The sequence below is a fragment of the Kitasatospora sp. NPDC101176 genome (assembly GCF_044768035.1).
In the GTDB taxonomy this organism is placed as follows: Bacteria; Actinomycetota; Actinomycetes; order Streptomycetales; family Streptomycetaceae; genus Kitasatospora.
On record NZ_JBIWPA010000001.1, the window covers coordinates 271,532 to 292,901 of the forward strand.

General features: G+C 75.6%; 16 protein-coding genes and 1 pseudogene. 9 read left to right on the top strand and 8 right to left on the bottom strand.

Annotated elements, in window-relative coordinates; all coding sequences use genetic code 11:
• Positions 1–793 precede the first annotated feature (793 nt).
• The 4 genes and pseudogenes from ACIRS1_RS01120 (at position 794) to ACIRS1_RS01135 (ending at position 5,020) form a co-directional block, all read left to right on the top strand.
• The gene (locus ACIRS1_RS01120; RefSeq protein ID WP_402835836.1) at positions 794–2,743 is read left to right on the top strand and encodes an AMP-dependent synthetase/ligase; all 1,950 of its coding nucleotides are present in this window, start codon (positions 794–796) and stop codon (positions 2,741–2,743) included.
• 328 nt (positions 2,744–3,071) lie between these two features.
• Positions 3,072–4,202, top strand: a complete 1,131-nt coding sequence (locus ACIRS1_RS01125) for a polysaccharide deacetylase family protein (RefSeq protein WP_402836287.1) — start codon at positions 3,072–3,074, stop codon at positions 4,200–4,202.
• Positions 4,203–4,404: 202 nt separating this feature from the next.
• Positions 4,405–4,695, top strand: a pseudogene (locus ACIRS1_RS01130) (nitroreductase/quinone reductase family protein); the annotation flags it as partial.
• 40 nt (positions 4,696–4,735) lie between these two features.
• Positions 4,736–5,020, top strand: coding sequence for a hypothetical protein (locus tag ACIRS1_RS01135; RefSeq protein WP_402835838.1), 285 nt, complete (start codon positions 4,736–4,738; stop codon positions 5,018–5,020).
• Positions 5,021–5,134: 114 nt separating this feature from the next.
• On the opposite strand, the gene ACIRS1_RS01140 is transcribed toward ACIRS1_RS01135, so the two are convergent.
• The 3 genes from ACIRS1_RS01140 to ACIRS1_RS01150 all read right to left on the bottom strand — a co-directional run bounded on the left by ACIRS1_RS01140 (position 5,135) and on the right by ACIRS1_RS01150 (position 8,204).
• Positions 5,135–5,932 (bottom strand): SGNH/GDSL hydrolase family protein, encoded by a 798-nt coding sequence (locus ACIRS1_RS01140; protein ID WP_360219625.1) that lies wholly within the window; start codon positions 5,930–5,932, stop codon positions 5,135–5,137.
• A gap of 522 nt (positions 5,933–6,454) precedes the next feature.
• Positions 6,455–7,135 (bottom strand): hypothetical protein, encoded by a 681-nt coding sequence (locus tag ACIRS1_RS01145; protein WP_402835840.1) that lies wholly within the window; start codon positions 7,133–7,135, stop codon positions 6,455–6,457.
• A gap of 220 nt (positions 7,136–7,355) precedes the next feature.
• Positions 7,356–8,204 (bottom strand): hypothetical protein, encoded by an 849-nt coding sequence (locus tag ACIRS1_RS01150; RefSeq protein ID WP_402835842.1) that lies wholly within the window; start codon positions 8,202–8,204, stop codon positions 7,356–7,358.
• Between the two features lie 535 nt (positions 8,205–8,739).
• On the opposite strand from ACIRS1_RS01150, the gene ACIRS1_RS01155 reads away from it, so the two are divergent.
• On the top strand, positions 8,740–9,909 hold the full coding sequence (locus ACIRS1_RS01155; RefSeq protein ID WP_402835844.1) for an exonuclease SbcCD subunit D: 1,170 nt from the start codon (positions 8,740–8,742) through the stop codon (positions 9,907–9,909).
• Positions 9,906–13,019 carry an AAA family ATPase gene (locus ACIRS1_RS01160; RefSeq protein WP_402835846.1) on the top strand — a complete coding sequence of 1,038 codons (3,114 nt, stop codon included), beginning with the start codon at positions 9,906–9,908 and terminating at the stop codon, positions 13,017–13,019. The genes ACIRS1_RS01155 and ACIRS1_RS01160 overlap by 4 nt, the downstream gene beginning before the upstream one ends.
• Positions 13,020–13,031: 12 nt before the next feature.
• Here the strand turns inward: ACIRS1_RS01160 and ACIRS1_RS01165 are convergent, their stop codons facing one another.
• Entirely contained in the window at positions 13,032–13,250 is a 219-nt protein-coding gene (locus tag ACIRS1_RS01165; RefSeq protein ID WP_387897204.1) for a hypothetical protein, read from the bottom strand.
• 164 nt (positions 13,251–13,414) lie between these two features.
• Here ACIRS1_RS01165 and ACIRS1_RS01170 point away from each other — a divergent pair, with 164 nt between their 5' ends.
• Complete coding sequence (locus tag ACIRS1_RS01170) at positions 13,415–13,981, top strand: DUF1990 family protein (protein ID WP_402835848.1); 567 nt, start codon at positions 13,415–13,417, stop codon at positions 13,979–13,981.
• 209 nt (positions 13,982–14,190) lie between these two features.
• Here ACIRS1_RS01170 and ACIRS1_RS01175 read toward each other — a convergent pair whose 3' ends face one another.
• Together ACIRS1_RS01175 and ACIRS1_RS01180 are read right to left on the bottom strand one after the other, a co-directional pair.
• A complete protein-coding gene (locus ACIRS1_RS01175) occupies positions 14,191–14,637 on the bottom strand; it encodes a YjbQ family protein (protein ID WP_387897202.1) in 447 nt (148 codons plus the stop codon).
• 259 nt (positions 14,638–14,896) lie between these two features.
• A complete protein-coding gene (locus tag ACIRS1_RS01180) occupies positions 14,897–15,163 on the bottom strand; it encodes a hypothetical protein (RefSeq protein ID WP_360219649.1) in 267 nt (88 codons plus the stop codon).
• A gap of 768 nt (positions 15,164–15,931) precedes the next feature.
• Here ACIRS1_RS01180 and ACIRS1_RS01185 point away from each other — a divergent pair.
• Positions 15,932–18,130 (top strand): CDP-glycerol glycerophosphotransferase family protein, encoded by a 2,199-nt coding sequence (locus ACIRS1_RS01185; RefSeq protein WP_402835851.1) that lies wholly within the window; start codon positions 15,932–15,934, stop codon positions 18,128–18,130.
• 191 nt (positions 18,131–18,321) lie between these two features.
• On the opposite strand, the gene ACIRS1_RS01190 is transcribed toward ACIRS1_RS01185, so the two are convergent.
• Positions 18,322–18,534, bottom strand: a complete 213-nt coding sequence (locus ACIRS1_RS01190) for an EF-hand domain-containing protein (protein ID WP_360219655.1) — start codon at positions 18,532–18,534, stop codon at positions 18,322–18,324.
• A 173-nt stretch (positions 18,535–18,707) separates the two neighbouring features.
• Here ACIRS1_RS01190 and ACIRS1_RS01195 point away from each other — a divergent pair, with 173 nt between their 5' ends.
• Positions 18,708–19,376, top strand: a complete 669-nt coding sequence (locus ACIRS1_RS01195) for a lysophospholipid acyltransferase family protein (protein ID WP_360219658.1) — start codon at positions 18,708–18,710, stop codon at positions 19,374–19,376.
• 78 nt (positions 19,377–19,454) lie between these two features.
• Here ACIRS1_RS01195 and ACIRS1_RS01200 read toward each other — a convergent pair whose 3' ends face one another.
• Positions 19,455–21,335, bottom strand: coding sequence for an ABC transporter ATP-binding protein (locus ACIRS1_RS01200; protein WP_402835853.1), 1,881 nt, complete (start codon positions 21,333–21,335; stop codon positions 19,455–19,457).
• Positions 21,336–21,370 lie beyond the last annotated feature (35 nt).

Genomic DNA, 21,370 nt, shown 5'->3' on the forward strand with positions numbered 1-21,370 from the left:
GGGCGGCGGGAGCCGGCCACGGGCGGTGCTGCTGTGCCGGTGTTGCGGGCGGGGCTCGGAGCCGTGGGGGCGGTCCGGGCCGGTCGGGCGGTGTCGGGGTCGTGAGTGCGCAGGTCCTGCGGGGGTCCTGCACGGGTGTCGGGTGCGGTGCGGAAGGGGCCGCGGTGCTGGTCGGCGTGGATGGTGCGTCGTCGGATCGGGCCTGGCCGGGAGGCCCCCGGCCGCAGGTCTGCGAGAGCCTACTACGCCCTGACCACTCGTTCGAGGGTCGAACCCACCCACTTCTCCGGCTCGACCGGGACACGTCAGGAAGCGGTCCCGATCATCGCCGCCAGCCGTCCGGATCGTCCCCGGACGCCCCGTTTGCCCCGGTGGTCGGCCGCACACGACTCCTCCCCGCGCCCGACACTTTCCGTGCGGCCCGGTGCCGATCTCGTCGCGTCACGGTCACAACCCTGGGCAGCGAAACGACGATCCGATAGTTTCGCTGCACCTGCGCTGCCCGGCAGCACCGCCATGCCCTCCGGGCGCCACGGGCACGGAACGGCCCGCGAACGGCCCGGTCGGCGACAGCCGCCGGCGGTGGCACGGGCCCTGCGGGGCACCGGCTGACGGCACGGCACCGGCTGTGGCGGTGACACCGCCGACGGCACGGCACCGACGGTGGCGCACGGGTCCGGCCCCGGTGCGGGTACGGGCCCCGGCCCGGCGCGGGTACGGCAGGACCACGGGCACGGCAGGAGCACGGCGCGGGCGGTACGGCCGCGGGACGCGAGACGCGAACGGGGGGAATGTGCGCGAGTTCACCACCCCCGCCCTGGCCGGGCCCGGGGCCACCGGAGGACTCGCCGACTCGCTCTACGACACCGCCGAACGCACGCCCGACCTCGTCCAGCTCGCCCGCCGCACGCCACCCCCCGCCGGCGCCGGCCACGGCGGCCACGGCGGACCTGGCACCGGCTACGGCAGTCCGGGCACCGGCTACGGCGGTCCCGGCAGCCAGGCCGGTCCCGGCGCCGCCGGAAGCCCGGACCCGTCGGAGCAGTGGGAGCCCGTCACCGCGCGGGAGTTCCGGGACGAGGTGCTCGCCCTCGCCAAGGGCCTGCTCACCCGCGGCGTGCGCTACGGCGACCGGGTCGCCCTGATGTCCCGCACCCGCTACGAGTGGACGCTGTTCGACTACGCGCTCTGGTCGATCGGGGCGATCACCGTCCCGGTCTACCCGACGGCGGCCGCCGAGCAGGTGCGCTGGATCCTCGCCGAGACCCAGGCCGTCGCGTGCCTGGTCGAGGACGAGGACGCCGCGATGACGGTCGGGGCGGTCTGCGACGCGCTGCCCGACCTCACCGGCATCTGGCAGCTGGACCGCGACTGCGTGGCCGCGATCGTCGAGGACGGCCGCGACGTGCCCGACTCGCTGGTGCACCGCCAGCGCCTCGGCGTCGCCGCCGGGAACATCGCCACCGTCGTCTACACCTCGGGCACCACCGGGCGCCCCAAGGGCTGCCTGATCACCCACGCCAACCTGGCCGCCGAGGCCGACGCCCTGCTCGGCGGCTGGGGCGAGGCCTTCCGGGACACCGGCGGCGGCCAGCCGTCGACCCTGCTGTTCCTGCCGCTGGCGCACGTCTACGGCCGGGCCGTCCAGATCGCGGCGATCCGCGGCGGGCTCCGGATCGGCCACGTCCCCGAGGTCTCCACCGACGCGCTGCTGCCCGCCCTGGCCTCCTTCCGGCCGACCTTCCTGAACGCCGTCCCCTACGTCTTCGAGAAGATCTTCCAACAGGCCCGGCAGGCCGCCGAGGACGCCGGGCGCGGGGAGCTCTTCGAGCAGGCCCGGCAGGTGGCCGTCGACTGGGCGGCCGCCCGGGAGCAGAAGGTGTTCGGCCGCGGGCCGGGCCCCGGGCCGAAGCTGAGGTTGCGCCACCTCGCCTACGAGCGGACCGTCTACCAGCGGCTGCGGGCCGTGCTCGGCGGCCGGGTGCGCAGCGTGATGTGCGGGGGATCCTCGCTCCGCCGGGACCTCGGCCTCTTCTTCACCGGCGCCGGACTGCAGCTCTACGAGGGGTACGGGCTGACCGAGACGTCCGCCGCGATCACGGCCAACCCGATCGGCCGGCAGAAGCCGGGCACCGTCGGACACCCGCTGCCGGGCTGCTCGGTCGCGCTCGCCGACGACGGCGAGGTCTGGGTGCACGGCGACTCGGTCTTCGGCGGCTACCTCAACCACCCGCAGTGCACGGCCGAGTCCCTGGTCGACGGCTGGTTCGCGACCGGCGACCTGGGGCGGCTGGACGAGGACGGCTACCTGACCATCACCGGCCGCAAGAAGGACCTGATCGTCACCAGCAGCGGCAAGAACCTCGCCCCGTCGGCGCTGGAGGAGCGGGTGGCCGCGCATCCGCTGGTCTCCCAGTGCCTGGTGGTCGGCGACGACCGGCCCTACGTGGCCGCGCTGATCACCCTCGACCCCGGCGCACTGGCGCACTGGCTGAAGACCCACGGGCGGGAACAGCTGGACCCGTGGGCGGTGCTCGCCGACGAACAGCTGCACACCGAGATCCAGCGCGCGGTGGCGGCGGCGAACACCGCGGTGTCGCGGGCCGAGTCGATCCGCGCGTTCCGGCTGCTGCCGCGGGAGTTCAGCCAGGAGCAGGGCCTGCTGACGCCCTCGTTGAAACTGCGCCGGGCGGCCATCGCCGAGTACTACGCCGAGGACGTCGCGGAACTGTACGTCTCCTGAGCCGGCGCGAGCGCCGCCCCGATCCGGCCCGCCGCCCCTCCCTCACCGGCACGTCCGATAGGTCGGTGAGCCTCCGGTTCCACCACCCTTGCACGGTACGTCTCCTGACGGGTCGTCTTGTCCTCTTTGCGGCCGGGCGGGCGGCACTCGGTTCACCCGCCGTTCCCTTGACGGGCCGATTGGTCCAGTCCATTGTTTCTCCTCGGTCCGCGTGCGGCGCACCACCCGCTCCCGCCCCTCGGGGAGCGCCCCGGTTCCACGGTCCCGATTCCGCCACGCCCTCCCCACGGGCGCGGCTCCCCCACCCCGCAGGAGTCCTCACGTGTCGATGTCCACGCGCCTGTCCGCGCTGGCCGCCTCCGTCGCGCTGCTCACCGCGCTCACCGCCCCGGTGGCCACCGCGACCCCCGGAGCCGCCGGGGGCACCGGCGGCCCGACCGTCAACCTGGCCACCAACCCCGGCTTCGAACTTCCCTCCCCCGACCTCGCCGACTGGGGCAGCGTCCCCGGCTGGAGCTGCACCGGCGGCCCGGCCGAGGCCGCCCTCACCACCGCCGCCCCGCACTCCGGGAGCTCCGCGCTCACCGTCACCCCGGCCGGCGACGACTCCACCGGCGAGTGCGCACAGACCGTCTCCGTCCAGCCCGACACCACCTACACCGCCTCGGCCTGGGTCCGCGGCTCCTTCGTCTACCTGGGCGCCACCGGCACCGGCCGCGACGTCGCCCCCGCCTGGACCGCGAGCACCGCAGGCGGCTGGCAGCAGCTCACCACCCGCTTCACCACCGGCCCCAAGGCCCGCAGCGTCCGCCTCTACGTCCACGGCTGGTACCAGCAGGGGCCGTTCTCCGTCGACGACGTCCGGGTGGACGGCCCGGCGCCCACCCCGGCCGTCGCCGCCGGCTCCGTCCCGACCGGCGACAAGGTCGTCTTCTTCACCGTCGACGACGGCTGGCAGCGCACCCCCGAGGCGGAGCGGTTCATCGCCGACCACCGCCTGCCGATCACCGCCTTCCCGCTGCCCATGCCCGCCGGCACCGACCCGGGCTTCTTCCGGCGGGTCACCGCCGTGCCCGGCTCCTCCGTCCAGGACCACAGCGTCTCCCACTCCGACCTCAGCACGCTCCCGCTCGAACGGCAGCAGGTCGAGATCTGCGACGCCCGCGACGCCCTGACCCGCCTGTTCGGCACCGCCCCGGTGGTGTTCCGGCCGCCCTACTTCGCCTGGAACGCCGACACCCTGCAGGCCGCCGCGAACTGCGGCATCCGCACCGTCCTCACCGCCGACGCCGACTTCAGCTGGGGCGCCTCCAACATCTGGCACCCCGGCACGCTGCAGCCGGGCGACGTCGTGCTGATGCACTGGACCGACACCCTCGCCACCGACCTCCAGCGCGCCCTGGCCGCCGCCGACGCGGCCGGCCTCAAGCCCGCCGGCCTGGCCGACTACCTGCACTGAGCCACCGCCCCACCCCGCCGGGCCGCCGCTCCCACCCCGGAGCGGCGGCCCGGCCGCGCACGGGCCGTCGACGTCCGTCCGTCGACTCCTTCCCGCCGCCGTACACCGATGCGCCGGTGCGCCCCGCACCCCTGAACCCCTGCACCGCGTGTGGTCGTGACTCCCCCACCCCTCGGGAGAGCCCACCCACACCCGTGGCCGCGTCGGCGGCCCCTTCGAGGGCGGCGGCCCGCTGCTGCCCACCACCGCCGGGGCCCGTTCGGGGCACCCTCGCACCGTGCCGCTCGGGTACCGAGGCGGAGGGACTGCTCCCGGTCGCCGCCGCGGCGGCCGGAGCGCACCCGACCACCCCCCGTGGTACCGCAGTCTGGTCGCCCTGCCCGCAGTCCGGTGCGGACTCGGCGCCGACTCCTTCGAGGCCGTCGCCGTGCCGGCCGAGGGCGCCCGGCGGGACCGGCGGTTCGCAGCCGCCGTCCGGAAGCAGCCCGGCGACGGCGACCACCGGGCCGTCACGCGGGCGGGAGCCGGCCGGGGTGCTGGAACGCCTCGGCGAGGACCACCGGGCCGTCCGGCGGGTCAGGGAGGAGCCGCCGGACGGCCCGGTGGTCCTGCTCGCCGGGATCGAGGTCACCGATCCGGAGCGGATGCGCTCCGAACCGGACCGGATGGCGGAGCTGCTGGAGGCGCACCTCGACCACGAGGAGCACCAGGAGCACCAGGAGCACCAGGAGCACCAGGAGCACCAGGAGCACCAGGAGGCGGAACTCCCGTTCCCGGGCCAGGGAACGGGAACGACGACAAGGCCGGCCGGCGCCTGAGCAACGGCCGGTGCCGCCGGCTGCGCCCCTCCTCGGGGAGCAACCGGCGGCACCGGTGCGTACGGGGGACCGGCCTCGCGGTCCCGCGTCAGCGACGCGCAGCGGGGCTGTGCGTCAGGACCGGGTGAAGACCGGGAGGTAGCCACCGGACTGGCCGGAGGCCTTCGGGTGGTAGCTCTCGTCGACCGGCAGGGTGGTGCTGTTGAGCCAGGTGGTCAGCGAGCCGCAGATCTCGTGCTCGGTGAACGCGCTGCGCACGTCACCGAAGGTGAAACCGGCGTTGGCGACCCGCTTGGCGATGACCTCGTCCAGCGTGTCGGCGGCGCCGTTGATCGCGGCGCGCTTGGTGTCGCCGATGCCGAAGATGCAGCTGCCGCCGACCTTGTAGAGGTGCGGGTAGCCCAGCACGACCACGTGGGCGTTGGGCGCCTTGGCGTGGATCGCCGAGTACACCTTGTCCAGCTGGGCCGGCAGGGTGTTGCGGGCGTAGTTCTGGGCCGCGTTGACGGCGTTGAGGCAGGAGCTGTCCGACTCCAGCACGCAGGTCTTCATCGTGTCGGCGAACCCGGCGTCGTTGCCGCCGACCGAGATGCTGACCAGCGTGGTGCCGGAGCTCAGGGCGGAGATCTGGTTGTTGAGGATGTCGCCGGTTCTGGCACCCGAACAGGCGACGAACGAGAAGGATGACGGCGCGTGCGCGTTCTTCCACAGGTACGCGTACGAGTTGGTGCTCCGCTTGCAGTTACCGCTGTCGCTCAGGTAGCTGCCGGCGCCGACGCCGGCGGAGTAGGAGTCCCCGAGCGCGACGTAGTTGACCCCCGCCGCGTTGGCGGACGACGCGGTGAAGAGCGTGGTCAGAGTGAGGAGAGCCGCTATCGCGGCAACGGACAGTGCACGAGCTGGACGGAGCATGACACCTCCTGATGTGGCATTGGTCACAGAAGGAATACCAGGAGGTAGGTGAACCGGGAAGCGCTCATGCCAAGGATATTGACGGACCGTCTGACAACGCAGAAGTGAACCCCGGCCCACAGTGCGTGAGTTGACGCTGGTCAAGGCGGCCAATGCCGACGGGCGTCGGTCATCGCGCGTAGAGAGTGGTCGGCCGAACGGTCAGCGAGTGGTCAGTCGGCGGTCAGTCGAAAGGGCGGTCGGGAGGCGGCCGGGGGGTGCCCGACCGGGCGCGCCCGACGGTGGAGCGGCGGCCGGTGAAGCGCCCCGACGGTGGAGCGGTCGCCGGTCGAGTGGCGGCCGGCCGGTGATCAGACGGCCGCCACCCGGCTCGACGCGGCGGCGGGCGGACCGGGCACCAGCCGTCAGCCGGGGACCGGCCCTCGACCCGGGATCAGCCTTCCCCGAGCGCCACCCGTCGGCCGAGGGCAGGCCGGCGACCGCGGACCAGCCGTCGGCCGGAGGCCGTCCGTCGGCCCACGATCAGCTGTCGGCCGGGTGACGGTCCTCGGGGCGAGGGGCACCCGGCTCGGCGGGGCCCTGGTCGAGGCCCGGGTAGGCGGGACCGGGGAAGACGGTGCAGCCCCCCACCGGAAGCTCCTCGATCGTCTCGTTCGCGGCGACGGGCACGCCGAGGCGGTGCGCCGCGGTGGCCACGGCCGCCCGGGCCTGCCGTAGCCCCGGCGCACCCCAGCCGAGCAGCTCGACGGCGAGCCCGGGCGCGACCAGCAGCCGGCGGTAGTGCCGCCCGGAGGCCGGGTCGGCCACGCTCGGGCCGACCGCCCGCAGCGGCGCCGCCATCCGGACCCGCGCGCATTCGTGCCCGCCGTTCGCCGAGCCCACCCGGTCGTAGAGGTAGCCCAGGTAGTACGGTCTGCCGATCACCGCCTGGGCCTCCTCGGCCGCCTCCCGCGCGAGGGCGCGGGCCGGATCGCCGGCGTCCTCCGGCTCCAGCGAGCCGCCGGGCAGCGAGCAGATCCCGTCCCGGGGGTTGACCAAGGTCAGCACCCGGCCGTCCGGGGCGAACAGCCACCCCCAGGACTGCTTCACCGGCAGGTCACCGGGCACCTGCTCGCCCGGGCGCCAGGGCCACCCCGCGGTGGGACGCCGGCGCACCCTGCCGAGCAGCTCGGCGATCTCCGCGCTGTACTCGATCCGGCTCATGCGTCCCCCTCTCGGTGTCGGGCTCGCCGGACCGGCGGTGCGCGGGGCGGACCTGCGGAGCACGGTACGGAGCGGAGCGGCCGGAGCGTCGGCGTGGGGGCACCACACGCTCCTGCTGTTGATCTTCTCCGAATCTTCCCCGAACAGGCGGTCGATGAACAGTCCCCAGCGCCGCATGGAGGATGCGGCGCCCGGAAACCCCCTGATCACCCCGGCGACGTCACCCCCGCGACCCACCCCCCTCCCCCTCGCCCGGGAATCCGGGCACCGGGAACCCCGGTCGGGGGACCACCCCCGGCGGGAACGGCAGACCGCGCGCCGCGTCGTCGGCCAGCTCGTCGAACACCTCGTGGACCGTCATCGGCCGCAACCGCCCGCCGGCCAGCGCCCAACCGCGCACCAGCGCACCGCCGGGCGCGGCCGGATCGCCGTGCAGCAGCAGCGCCCCCGTGCCGCCGCCGGCCACGCCCGCCGCCAGCGTGACGCAGAACGCCTCGGTGTCCCGCCCCTCGGGACGGAGGCTCCCCGCCCGGACGCGGAGGTCCACCGCCGAAGTGAGCTGCTCGCCGTCCTCAGGGCCGTGGCAGCGCAGGGTCAGCAGGTGGCCGCCCTCCCCCGCGCCCGCGGCCAGCGCGAGGTAGACCGCCGTCACGTACCCCATGACCGCCGCCAGCCTGCGCCGCCCGTCCTCGTCGTCACCGACGGCCTGGAGCAGCGCGACCCCGGCGACGGACATCCGCACCCGGGCCCGGTGGTCGTCCAGCAGCACCGGGAGCAGCCCGGCCAGCCGCTGCCCGGCGTAGACGAAGGGCTCGCCGGCCAGCTCCGGATCGGCCGCGTAGGCGACCCGGGTGGCGGGCGCCCGGGGATCGAGGCCGAGCGCCGCGCAGTAGTCCTCGTAGTCCCCCGCCTCCAGGACCCTGAGGTGCACCTCCAGGCCCCGACGGTGCAGCGCGCGCAGGTGCGACTCCACCCGCCGCAGGTACTCCGGGTGCGCGAGCCGCCCGAACAGCCCGTGGCGCGCCAGGGCCGCGAAGTCGGCGGCCGCCGCCGCCAGCGCGACCGCCACCGGCTCCGGCGGCGGGGCTCCGCCCCGGACCCGCCCGCCCCGCCGACCGGACGCGGCGCCGCCTCCCGCACCGCCGCCGGGCGGCCCGTCCCCCCGCGGCGGCCGCGCCCCGCCGGGTCCTCCCCCGCCGCCGCCCTCGCCGGGCGCCGGCCCGCGCCCGGCGCGCACCAGCGCCCTCCGGCGCACCCGGGACCGCCCGAACCCGCCGGCCGCCCCGGACCCGCCTTCCGCCCCGGACCTCCCGGCGGCCGCGACCGCTCCGGAGCCACCGGAGCCCACACCTTCCGACGACCACACCCGCATGGTTCCTCCCACCCCGCACACCCGACGACGGACACCGCCGGCCGCCCCGACCCGGAGCCGCCGACACCAGGGAACATACACAGAGCCACTGACAATCCACCCCGAGTGATCGGAGGGGCGGGCCGGGGCGCCCCACCGCAGGGTCCGGCGCCGTCCCGGACCCGCCCGCCGGGACGGACGGGGCGACTGGTCCGGACGGGATTGTCGGTGCCGGACGTTAGGGTCGGGGACCATGCGACTGCTGCATACCTCCGACTGGCACCTCGGCCGCTCCTTCCACCGGGAGAGCCTGCACGACGCCCAGCGCGCCTTCCTGGACCACCTGGTGGACGTGGTCCGGGAGCAGCGCGTGGACGCCGTGCTGGTCGCCGGGGACGTGTACGACCGGGCGCTGCCCGCGCTGGACGCGGTCGCGCTGTTCGACGACGTGCTGCACCGGCTGGCCGGGCTGGGCGTGCCGACGGTGTTCATCAGCGGCAACCACGACTCGGCCCGCCGGCTGGGCGTCGGCGCCGGGCTGATCGGCCGGGCCGGCGTGCACCTGCGCACCGACCCGGGAGAGTGCGCCGTCCCGGTGCTGCTGGCGGACGAGCACGGCCCGGTGGCGGTCTACGGCCTGCCGTACCTGGAGCCGACGCTGGTGCGCGAGCGGTTCGGGCTGGAGCGCGGCGGGCACGCGGCGGTGCTCGGCGCGGCGATGGACGAGGTCCGGGCCGATCTGGCGGCCCGCCCGGCGGGCACCCGCGCGGTGGTGCTCGCGCACGCCTTCGTGACCGGCGGCACGGCGAGCGACAGCGAGCGGGACATCGCGGTCGGCGGGGTCGCCTCGGTGCCGGCCGCGGTCTTCGACGGCGTGCACTACGCGGCGCTCGGCCACCTGCACGGCTGTCAGACCCTCGCCCCGCACCTGCGGTACAGCGGCTCCCCGCTCGCCTACTCCTTCTCCGAGGCGAACCAGCGCAAGACCATGTGGCTGGTCGACCTCGCCGCCGACGGGTCGGTCGCCGCGGAGCGGGTCGACTGCCCGCAGCCGCGCCCGCTGGTCACCCTGCGCGACGGTCTCGACGCGCTGCTCACCGACGAGGCGTACGCGCCCCACGAGCAGTCCTGGGTGCAGGCCACCCTCACCGACGCGGCCCGCCCGAGCGAGCCGATGGAGAAGCTGCGCCGCCGCTTCCCGCACACCCTGCAGCTGCTCTTCGACCCGGAGGACGCCGACGCGGAGCCAACGCGCTCCTACGCGGCCCGGGTCAGCGGCCGCGCCGACCTGGAGGTCGCAGAGGGCTTCCTGCGGCACGTGCGCCCCGGCGCGGAGCCGGACGGCGATGAGCTGGACTGGCTGCGCACCGGGTTCGAGAGCGTCCGGGAGAACACCGACCGGAAGGCGGACCTGCCCCGATGAGGCTGCACCGGCTCACCGTGACCGCCTTCGGCCCGTTCGCGGGCAGCGAGACGGTCGACTTCGACGCGCTCGCCGCCGGCGGCCTGTTCCTGCTGCGCGGGGCGACGGGCGCGGGCAAGAGCAGCGTGCTGGACGCCGTCTGCTTCGCCCTGTACGGGGACGTGCCCGGCACCCGCCGCGCCAACCGGCTGCGCAGCGACCACGCCGACCCGCGCCGGCTGACCGAGGTCCGGCTGGAGCTGACGCTCGGCGGGCGGCGGCTGCAGATCACCCGGCTGCCCGAGCAGCGCCGCCCGAAGAAGGTCGGCACCGGCACCACGGTCGAGCGCCCGCAGACCCTGCTGCGGGAGTGGGCCGCGGACGCGGGCGACGGCACGCCCGGCTGGCGGGCGGTCAGCAAGTCCCACCAGGAGGCCGGCGAGGAGATCCACCGGCTGATCGGCATGAACCGGGAGCAGTTCTGCCAGGTGGTGCTGCTGCCGCAGGGCGACTTCGCCCGCTTCCTCAAGGCCGATTCGGAGGAGCGCGGCAAGCTGCTCCGGCGGCTCTTCGACACCGAGCGCTTCCAGCAGGTCGAGGCGTGGCTCGCGGAGCAGCGCCGGGCCCAGGAGGCCGCCGTCCAGGCCGGTCGGCGCCGGCTGCGGGACCTCGCCAGCAAGGCCGAGCAGGCGGCCGGCCCGGATGCCGAGCCCGCCGCGGACTGGGTTCCCGCCGAGGAGGACGCCGCGGACCTGACCGCCGGGGTGCTCGGCTGGGCGGCCGTGCTGCGCGGCGGAGCGGCCGAGCAGCTCGCGGTCGCCGAGGCGGCGTTCGAGGGTGCCGAGGCCGCGCAGCGGGCGGCCCAGGCCGATCGCGGGGAGGCCGAGGAGCTGGCCGGCCGCCAGGACCGCCACCGGGAGGCGCTGCGGCGGGCCGACCGGCTGGCCGCAGCGGAGGCCGAGGCGGCCGCGGACGGCCGGCGGCTGGCGGCGGCGCAGGCGGCCGTCGGGGTGGAGTCCGCGCTGCGGCTGCGCGAGGGCGCGGCCGACGCCCTCGGGCGGGCCCGGGAGGACGAGCGCCGGCACCGCGCGGCGCTGGCCCGGCCGGACGCGGACGCCCGCGTCCCGGTCGGCGGGGGCCGCGGTGCCGGTGAGGTCGGCGCGGAGGAGGCCGGTGCGGGCGGCGAGGAGGCGGGCCCGGCCCTGGCCGAGGCCCCCGCGGCGGCCCTGGCCGAGGCCGAACGGCGCCTGCGCGCGGAGCTGGTCCGGCTGGAGACGGCCCGGACGCAGGAGCGGCGCTGCGCCGAACTCGCCCGCGAGCAGCGGCTCCTGGACGAGGAACGCCGGCGGGCCGAGGAGCTCGCCGAGGAGGCCGAGGACTGGCTGGCGGAGTACGACGAGCGGCTCGACGGCCTCCGGGCTCAGCAGTCCGAGGCCCGGGCCGCGGGCCTGCGGGTGGAGCAGCTGGACGGGCAGCGCGCCGAGTCGGCAGCCCGGCTGGACGCCGCCCGGGAGCGCGACGGGCTGCGGGCCCGGATCGCCGCCGAGGAACCGCGGGTGAGCGCGCTGCGCACGGCTGCGCTGGACGCCCGCGAGCACTGCCTGAGCCTGCGCGAACGCCGTCTGACCGGAATGGCGGCCGAGCTGGCCGAGCAGCTGCGGGCGGGCGAGGCCTGCCGGGTCTGCGGATCGCCCGAGCACCCGGCACCGGCCGAGGCCGCCGGGGCCCTGGTCGCCGCGGGCGACGAGGAACGGGCACAGCGGGCCCAGGCCGTCGCCGAGCAGGCCTGGACGGCGGCCGACCAGGCGCTCACCGCGCTGCGGGTCCGCGAGGCCACCGCGGCCGGGGCGGCCGGGCCGGAGGCCGTGGACGCGCTGGCGCGAGCTCTCGACGAGCTGGCCCGCGAGCACCACGAGGCGCTGCACGCGGCGGAGGCGCTCGGCCGGGTCGAGCAGGAGGTCGCCCGGCTGTCGGCGGACCAGACCCGCCGACTCGCCGAGGTGCGCGAGGCCCGCGAGCGCGGCGCCGTGCGCACCGACCGCCTCCAGGCGCTCGACCTGGAGCGGCGGGAGCTCACCGCGCTGGTGTCCGCCGCCCGCGGCGAGGCCGCCTCGGTCGCCGACCGGGCGGCGGAGCTGGAGCGGCTGGTCGAGCTGGTCGCCGCGGTGGCCGGGGCCGCCGCCGCCCGTGACCGGGCCCTGGCCCGGTTGGGCGACGCGGAGGAGGAGCTGACCAGGGCCGCCGCCGCGGCCGGCTTCCCGAACGCCGGAGAGGCCCTGGCGGTGCTGCTGCCCCGCCCGGAGCGCGAGCGGTTGGAGGCGCGGGTCGAGCGGCACCGCGCGGAGTCGGCCGCCGTGCGGCGCGAGCTGGCGCTGCCGGAACTGGCCGAGGCCGCGGCCCGCCCGCCGGTGGACCTGCCGGCCGCGGCGGCCGCGCTCGCTGCCGCCACCGACCGGCTGGGCCGGGCGCACGCCGCCCGGGCGGCGGCCGGTGAGCGCTGCGCGGCACTGGCCGCGATCGGCCGGCAGCTTGGCGAGCTGGCCGCCGGGTTGGCGCCGGCGCTGGAGCGGTACGGGCGGATCAACCGGCTGGCCGCGCTGGCCGCCGGCACCTCCACCGAGAACCGGCTGCGGATGCGCCTGGAGTCGTACGTGCTGGCGGCCCGGCTGGAGCAGGTCGCGGCGGCGGCGAGCGACCGCCTGGTGCGGATGTCCGGCGGCCGGTACACCCTGGTGCACAGCGACGACCGGGGCAGCGGCAACAAGCGCTCGGGCCTGGCCCTGCGGGTGGTGGACGCCTGGACGGGCACCGAGCGCGACACCGCGACGCTCTCCGGGGGCGAGGGCTTCTTCGCCTCCCTCGCGCTCGCCCTCGGCCTGGCCGACGTGGTCACCGACGAGGCCGGCGGCATGCCGCTGGACACCCTGTTCATCGACGAGGGCTTCGGCACGCTCGACGAGCAGTCCCTGGAGGAGGTGATGGACGTCCTCGACGGCCTGCGCGAGCGGGACCGCGCGGTCGGCATCGTCAGCCACGTCGCCGACCTGCGCAGCCGGATCCCGGCGCAGCTGCTGGTGCGCAAGGGGCGGCACGGCTCCACCCTGGCCCTGGCCGGGAGGGAGGACGCCTGAGCCCGCCGGGCGTCAGCCCGAGCAGGCGATCCGCTGCGCCTGCTGCCAGGCGCAGACCGGGCAGAGGGTGCTGCCCGGGTGGTCGGCGGGCAGTTCGGTCGGCTCCCCGCACAGGACGCAGTCGGCCCGCGGCCCGGCCTGCGCCGGGGCGGGCGCCAGCGCGGCCCCGGCCCCGGTCTCCGGGGCGAGCCCGCAGACCGTCGTGTCCTCGTCCCTCGTGCCGTCGCTCATGCCGCCTTCCTACTGCGCGGGCGGTGCCCTCCGCAAGGCGGGAGCCACGCAGGCCCCGGGGCCCCGGCCCGGCCCCCTCCCCGGCACCGGTCCCCAGACCTGGCCCCGGCCCCTTCCCCGGCCCGCCGAGGGGGCCCGCGCCGCCCCCGGCTACGGTGGGCCGCATGCCCGCCGACCTCCACCACCGCCTGCTCGCGGCCCGCGCCGCCGCCCCCTCCTACCCCGAGGTGGGCGCCACCCGGGGCGGCCCCCTGCCGGCCGGCTACGCGCACCTGCGGCGCCGGGTGCACCTCGGCCACGGGCCGCAGGTGCTGGCCCGGGCCGGGCGGTACGTGCTCGGCTGGGGCAGCCAGCTGGGCACCGGGTTCGCCGTGTACCCGCACGCGCCGGCCGAGGAGGGGGCGACGGTCCTGTTGCGGCTGAGCCTGCCGGGCGGGCGGTGGCCGCGGCTGGTCATCCCCTGCCGGGTGGTGTGGACGGTGGACCGGCCGGACCGGATCGGCTTCGCCTACGGCACGCTGCCCGGGCACCCGGAGTGCGGCGAGGAGGCGTTCCTGGTGTCGATGGACGCCGACGGAGCGGTGTGGTTCGAGGTGGCCGCGTTCTCCCGGCTGAGCGCCTGGTACGCGCGGCTGGGGCGACCGGTGGCGCAGCTCTGCCAGTACCTGGCGATCGAGCGCTACCTCGCCGCGGTGGCCGCCGCGGTCGCGGACCCCGCCGCGCACGGCTGACCGCGCGCGGGGCGGCGAGCCCCGGCCGACGGGCCCGAGCCGGCGGACGCGGGCCGGCGGATATGGGCCGGCAAGACGCGCTCGCGCCGACCGGAGCGTTCGCCCACCGCCCCGCCCAGGCACGGCGCGGCACGGCACGGCCCGGCGTGGCGCGGTGCCGTGCCGTGCCGGACTGGCCAGGTCCGGCCAGGTCCGGTCCGGTCGGCCGCTCAGCCGAGGAAGGAGAGCCGGACGGTTCGGCGCGGGTTGTCCCCGTTGGTGTCGATCAGCACCACGGACTGCCAGATGCCGAGCGCCAGTTGGCCCCCGATCACCGGCAGCGTGGCGTGCGGGGCGACCAGGCCGGGGACGACGTGGTCCCGTCCGTGTCCGGGGCTGCCGTGGCGGTGGCGCCAGCGGTCGTCGGCGGGGAGTAGCTCGCGCAGGACGGCGAGGAAGTCCTCGTCGCTGCCGGAGCCCGTCTCCAGGACGGCAATCCCCGCGGTGGCGTGCGGGACGAAGACGTTGAGCAGGCCGTCGCGGCCGGCGGCCCGCTCGGTGAGGAACCCGGTGCAGCGGTCGGTGATGTCGAGCGCGACCTCGCGGCTGCCCGTGGTGATCTCGAAGGTGGTGGTCTGGAAGGGGCTGGTGGGGGTGGAGTGGGTGTTGTCCGCCATGGCGCCATCCTCACCCACCGGGCCCGTGCCCGCGCAGTACCTCGCCGACTCCGCTCGCCGGGCCGGCACGCGGGCGTAGGGTGAGAGGTTTAGACCAGACGGGGCGCTCTGGGGCGGTGCCCGGGCCGTGGCCGGCCCCGCGCACTCCCCGGGTACGCCGAAGACCCGACGGTCCTGGTGGTCCGTCGGGTCGGGATCCCGGTGTGCGCGGCGGGCCGAGGCCCCCCGGCCGGGATTCCCGGGCCAGGGCCCGGAGGCCCTAGCCGCGTCCGCCGAAGAGGCTGCGGCGCAGCCGCCGCAGCGGCGACAGCAGCGAGACCCGCACGTGGCGGCGCCGGGTCGCCGGAGCGTCCGCGCCGCGCGGGGTCAGCTCCCTTATCAGCCCGAGCGCCTCGGCGGTGTCCACCGCCGGGAGCGCGGGCGCGCCGAGCACGGCCAGGTGTCGCTCGATCCGGCGGCCGGTCGTGCCGACACCGCACTGGATCGCCGGCACACGGGGCCGAGTCCGCACTTGCATGTGTTCCATCAGTTCTTCCCACCCCTACGAGGCGCCAGGGCCAGAGGCGAAGACTATCCGCGATGGACGGCCTTCGCGCAACCGTCCCTGGTGTTGTGCCACCGTACCGTGCGGCGTCAACTGACGATGCACCAGGGGCTACCCGGCCGGTCACGACTAGGCATCAATGATGGTGCACGACCAGCCGTTCGTCACCGGTGTCCGGAGGCACTGGCCCGGCGCCCGGTCCGGCCGAGTGCGCCGAGTGCGCCGGGCGCACCCGGCCGTCGCCGACGAGGGAACGACCGAGGGAACGACCGAGGGGGAGGACGGCGGGGCCGCGAGAGGGAGGACGGCGGAGGCGACGGCGGGAACGACGCGCGGCACATATAAAGGGGACAACCCCCCGGAGGTCGACATGGAGACCGGTCGACAGATCCCCCCGACTTCATGAAGTGAACACATTCGAGGGATTGACTCCCGGGATTCCTCCAAGCAATATCTCTGAGAACGCGCAGGTGCCCGCACCGCACCGATCGCGCGTTCGAGTGGTGAAGAACTCCGGCTCCTGCGAGCCACTGCCCGGCCGCCTCGACGCTGCGGCGGCCAGGCTCGCCAGGTGCCCGGACCGGCGGCCGGCCGTAGAGGGTCGGCCGGGCCGCCACCAGGCTGCCGGTGCCGCCCCGCCAGGGGCCCGGCACCGGCGGCTCCGGGGCCAGGGGCCCGTCCACCCGCCCCGATCCGGCCGACCGGACGTCCCCGCAGGTCGCGCCGCGCCGGTCGGTAGACTCGGCCAGCGTGTCCCTCCTCCTCAGCATCGTGCTCCCGGTCCACGGCGTGGAGCGGTTCCTCCCGCACTGCCTCGACTCGATCCTCGGCGACACCCCCGCCGCGGAGTCCCGCTTCGAGGTGATCGCGGTCGACGACCGCTCCCCCGACGGCTGCGGCGCGATCCTGGACGAGTACGCCGCCCGCGACCCCCGGCTGCGGGTCCTGCACCTCACCGAGAACCAGGGCCTCGGCGGCGCCCGCACCGCCGCACTGCCGCACGTGCGCGGCGAGTACGTCTGGTTCGTGGACAGCGACGACCGGCTGCCCGAGCGCACCGTCAGCGTCGTCCTGGACGAGCTGCGCCAGGAGCAGCGCCGCGAGACCCCCGCCGACGTCCTGATCACCGACTTCACCCACGTGTACCCCGACGGCGGGACCGAGCCCAACCCGTGGCGCCACGTGCTGCTGGGCTCCCCGCTGGTCGACGGCTGCACCCTGGCCGAGCACCCGGCGCTGTTCAACACCGTGATGTCGGTCTGGAACAAGGTGTTCCGCCGCGCCTACCTGGAGGGCCTCGGCGTCTCCTTCGGCCGCGGCTACTACGAGGACATCTCGGTCACCTACCCCGCACTGCTGGCGGCCGGGCGGCTGCGCTACCTGGACCGGCCCTGCTACGTCTACCGGCGCGGCCGGGAGGGCGCGATCACCGCGACCGCCTCCCCCCGGCACGCCGACGTCTTCGCCCAGTACGAGGCGATCTTCGCCTTCCTGGACCGCCCGGACCGCCCCGGGGAGCCCGTCCCGGCCTCGCTGCGCACCCTGGTCTTCGACCGGACCGTCCGGCAGGCCCTGAACGTCTACGACAGCCCCGGGCTCGTCCCCGTCGACCGGCGCAAGGAGTTCTTCCGCCGGATCACCCAGCACTTCGCCCGCCACCGCCCCGACGGCTACCAGTTCCCTGGCGGCGTGCGCGGCGTGCAGTACCGGCTGGCCGCCCGCGGTGCCCGGATCGCGTACGCCGAGCTGCGGCGCACCGGCCGCCTGCCTCGGGAACTCAAGCGCGGGGCGCGCGCGGTGGCCCCGGCGGTGAAGAAGGGCGTGCGCAGCAGCGCCCGGTTCACCGCGTACAACGCCTTCCGCCAGCTGCCGCTGGACGAGAACCTGGCCGTCTACGCGGCCTACTGGCACCGCGGCTACGCGTGCAGCCCGGCGGCGATCTACGAGAAGGCCAGGGAGCTGGCACCGCAGGTCCGGGGCGTGTGGGTGGTGGAGAACCGCAAGCAGGCCGCCACCATGCCGCCCGGGGTGCCGTACGTGATCGTCAACACACCCGCCTACCTCAAGGTGATGGCGACCGCCAAGTACTTCGTGAACAACGTCAACTTCCCGCGCACGATGGCGAAGCGGCCGGGCACGGTGCACGTCCAGACCCAGCACGGCACCCCCCTCAAGGCCATGGGCATGGACCTGCGGGACCGCCCCGAGGCGGCCGGCGGGATGGACTTCGACCGGCTCCGGGAGGCGATCGACCGCTGGGACTTCCTGGTCTCCTCCAACCCGCACACCAGCGAGCACTTCGCCCGCGCCTTCCCCGGCCGGTACGAGATGCTGGACACCGGGTACCCGCGCAACGACCGGCTGGCCAACGCCACCCGGGACGAGGTGCGCGCCATGCGCGAGCGGTTCGGGCTGCGGCCCGGCGGCACCGCCGTGCTGTACGCCCCGACCCACCGCGGCGACCAGGGCGGGTACGTCCCGCTGGTGGACGTGCGGGAGCTGGCCCGGCGGCTGGGCCCGCACTACACGCTGCTGGTGCGCACCCACTACTTCCACACCGGCGGCCCGGGGGACCTCGCGGCGGACGAGGGCTCGGCGGAGATCGTGGACGTCTCGGCGCACCCCACGGTGGAGGACCTCTACCTCGCGGCGGACGTGCTGGTGACGGACTACTCGTCGATGATGTTCGACTACGCCGTGCTGGACCGTCCGGTCGTGGTCTTCGCGCCCGACTGGGAGGAGTACCAGCGGGTGCGCGGCGTCTACTTCGACCTGTTCGCCGAACCGCCGGGGGCCGTCACGGTGGATCCGGAGGGGCTGGTGAAGGCGCTGCTGGCCGGCGATCCGGAGCCGGCCGCGCGGGCGCGGTTCCGGGCCCGGTTCTGCCCGTGGGACGACGGCGGGGCCTCGGAGCGGGTGGTGCGCCGGGTCTTCCCGGTGCCGTCCTGACGCCGGAACCGGGTCCGGTGCGAGAGCCGGCTCCTGACCCGGGAGCCGGGTCCTGACGCACGGGCGACGTCCCGGCCCCGCGGCGAACGCCTCGGCCCGGCGGATCCCCGCGGTGCGGGTGCGGGTAGGGAGCGGTTGGCTGCGGACGGGGCCGGTGCCGCCGTACGGCGACCGGCCCCGTCGGCGCGGGCTCAGCGCCGGCGGGCGGCCAGGAACTCGTCGAAGGTCAGCACACCGTCGTGGTCGGTGTCCATCGTGTTGATCAGCGCCTCGGCCATCGAGATGGTGACGTCGTGGTCGCCCATCTCGTTGGCGGCCAGCGCGTACTCGGCCGGGGTGATCCTGCCGTCGCCGTCCTTGTCGAAACGGTCGAACATGGCCTTGATCGCCTCAGTGGTCTCCATCGTGCCCTCCTGGTACTGCGGGTTGTGCTCGGTGCGGACGGCGGTACCCTACCCGGCCGTGGTGTGCGCCACGGTCGGCGGGAGTGGACGGGCGCGGGGGTGGGTGTCGTAGTCTGCGGATCTGATTGCAGGCCCGGGCACCTCCCGGGCGTTCGTTCGTCCAGGGAGGGACCATGCTCGACCTCGTCACCAGGCTGCTGCTGAAACCCGTCTCGCGCGGCATCTGGCGCCCGTCCATCGAGGGCATCGAGAACGTGCCGCGCAAGGGCGGGGTCATCCTGGCCAGCAACCACCTGTCCTTCATCGACAGCGTGGTGATCCCGCTGACCGCCCCGCGCCGGGTCCACTTCCTCGCCAAGGCCGAGTACTTCACCGGGACGGGGCTCAAGGGCCGGCTCTCCAAGGGCTTCTTCGAGTCGATCGGCGCGGTGCCGGTGGAGCGCGGCACCTACCGCTCCGCCCAGGCCTCGCTGGAGTCCGCGCTGGAGATCCTCGAGGACGGCAAGGCCTTCGGCATCTACCCGGAGGGCACCCGCTCGCTCGACGGGCGGCTCTACCGGGGCAAGACGGGCGTCGCCTGGCTGGCCCTCACCGCCGGCGTCCCCGTGGTGCCGGTGGCGCTGGAGGGGCCGGAGCACATCCTGCCGGTCGGCAAGCGGCTGCCGCGGCTCAGGAAGGTGACGGTCCGTTTCGGCGAGCCGCTGCACTTCGACGAGCTGCACGGGCAGGCCCGCTCGCTGAAGGCCCGTCGACAGGTGACCGACGAGGTGATGGCGGCGATCCAGCGGCTCTCCGGCCAGGAGGTCGCGGAGAACTACAACGAGGTGCCGAAGGCCGCGTAGGCCCGTCCGGCGACCCGGGCCGGCCGGTCGCTCCCGCGCGACCCGCCGCCCGGGTGCCCGGGTGCCCGGGTGCCCGGCTCACCGGACCAGGACGGCCGGCTCCTGGTCCAGGAGGACCGGCCCCGCGGCCGCGACGCCCGGCTCCAGGACGGGCGCGACCGGCTCCGGCGCCTCCCTGCGCAGCAGTGCCGCGTAGCGCCCGTCCAGCTCGACCAGCTCGTCGTGGGTGCCGAGTTCGACGACCTCGCCGCGGTCCAGGACGGCGATCTGGTCGGCGGTGCGTACGGTGGAGAGCCGGTGCGCGATGGTGATCGTGGTGCGGCCCGCGGCCAGGGTGTCCACGGCCTGCTGGACGGCGCGCTCGGTGCGGTTGTCCAGGGCGCTGGTGGCCTCGTCGAGGATGAGCACCGGCGGGTTGCGCAGGATCGTCCGGGCCAGCGCGAGGCGTTGCTTCTCGCCACCGGAGAAGCGGTAGCCGCGCTCGCCGACCAGCGTGTCGTAGCCGTCCGGCAGGGCGGCGACGGTCTCGTGGACCTGCGCGGCCCGGGCGGCCTCGACGAGTTCGGCGTCGGTGGCGTCCGGCTTGGCGAAGCGCAGGTTCTCGGCGACCGAGGCGTGGAAGAGGTAGGTCTCCTGGGAGACCACGCCGACCGCGCGGGCCAGCGTGTCGAAGGACAGCTCGCGCACGTCCACGCCGTCGATGGCGACCCGGCCGCCCGTGACGTCGTACAGCCTCGGCACCAGGTAGCTGAGCGTGGTCTTGCCGGAGCCCGTCTCGCCGACCACGGCCAGCGAGCTCCCGGCCGGGACGACCAGGTCGACGCCGGACAGCGTGGGCCGCTCCTGGTCCGGGTCGTAGCGGAAGTCCACGCCCTCGAAGCGGACCTCGCCGCGGACCTCGGCCAGGCCGACCGCCCCGGCCGGCTCGGCGATCTCCACCGGCAGGTCCAGGTACTCGAAGATGCGCTGGAAGAGCGCGAGCGAGGTCTGCACCTGCACGCCCGTGGAGAGCAGGCTGACGGTCGGGCGGAACAGGCCCTGCTGGAGGGTCACGAAGGCGACCAGGGTGCCGACCGAGACGATCGGGGCGCCGTCGGCGGCGGACAGCCCGGCGGCCCAGTAGATCAGCGCGGGCATCGCGGCCATCACGATCTGGATGGTGTTCATCCGCCAGCGGCCGGCCATGCTGGCCCGCACCTCCAGGTCGGCGAGCTGGTCAGACTGGCCGGTGAACTCGCGGGCGAGCGAGTCGGAGCGGCCCATCGTGCGGCCGAGCAGGATGCCGCTGACGGAGAGCGACTCCTGGACGGCCGAACTCATCGCGGCCAGCTGCTTCTGCCGTTCGGTGGTGATCCGCTTGCGCTCGTTGCCGACCCGGCGGCTGATCCAGACGAACAGCGGCAGCAGCACCAGCGAGACGACGGTCAGGCGCCAGTCGAGCGCGACCATGGCGACCACCGAGGCGATCACCGCGGTGAAGTTGGAGACCAGGCTGGTCGCGGTGGACGTCACCGTGGACTGCATGCCGCCGATGTCGTTGGCGATCCGGGACTGCACCTCACCGGTGCGGGTGCGGGTGAAGAAGGCGAGCGACTGCCGCTGCAGGTGGCCGTAGACGGCGGTGCGCAGGTCGTGCATGACGCGCTGGCCGACGGTGGTGGAGATCAGCGTCTGCAGCACGCTGAAGACGCTGTTCACCACGGCCGCGGCGATCATGCCGAGCACGAGCAGGCTGAGCAGTCCGGTGCGGCTCTGCGGGATGGCGGTGTCCAGCACGGCCCTCAGCAGGAACGGCGAGACGACCGAGACGACGGCGGAGGCGGCGACCAGCAGCCCGACGACGGCCAGTCGCCCCGCGTACGGGCGGAACAGCGCGAGGATGCGCCGCCACTGGGCCGGCGGGCGGGGGGCGCCCTCGGCGCGTTCGGGGGCGGTCCAGTCGGTGGCGTCGGGCCTCAAGGGCGGGCCTCCCAGGGTGTGCCGGGGTCGGCGGT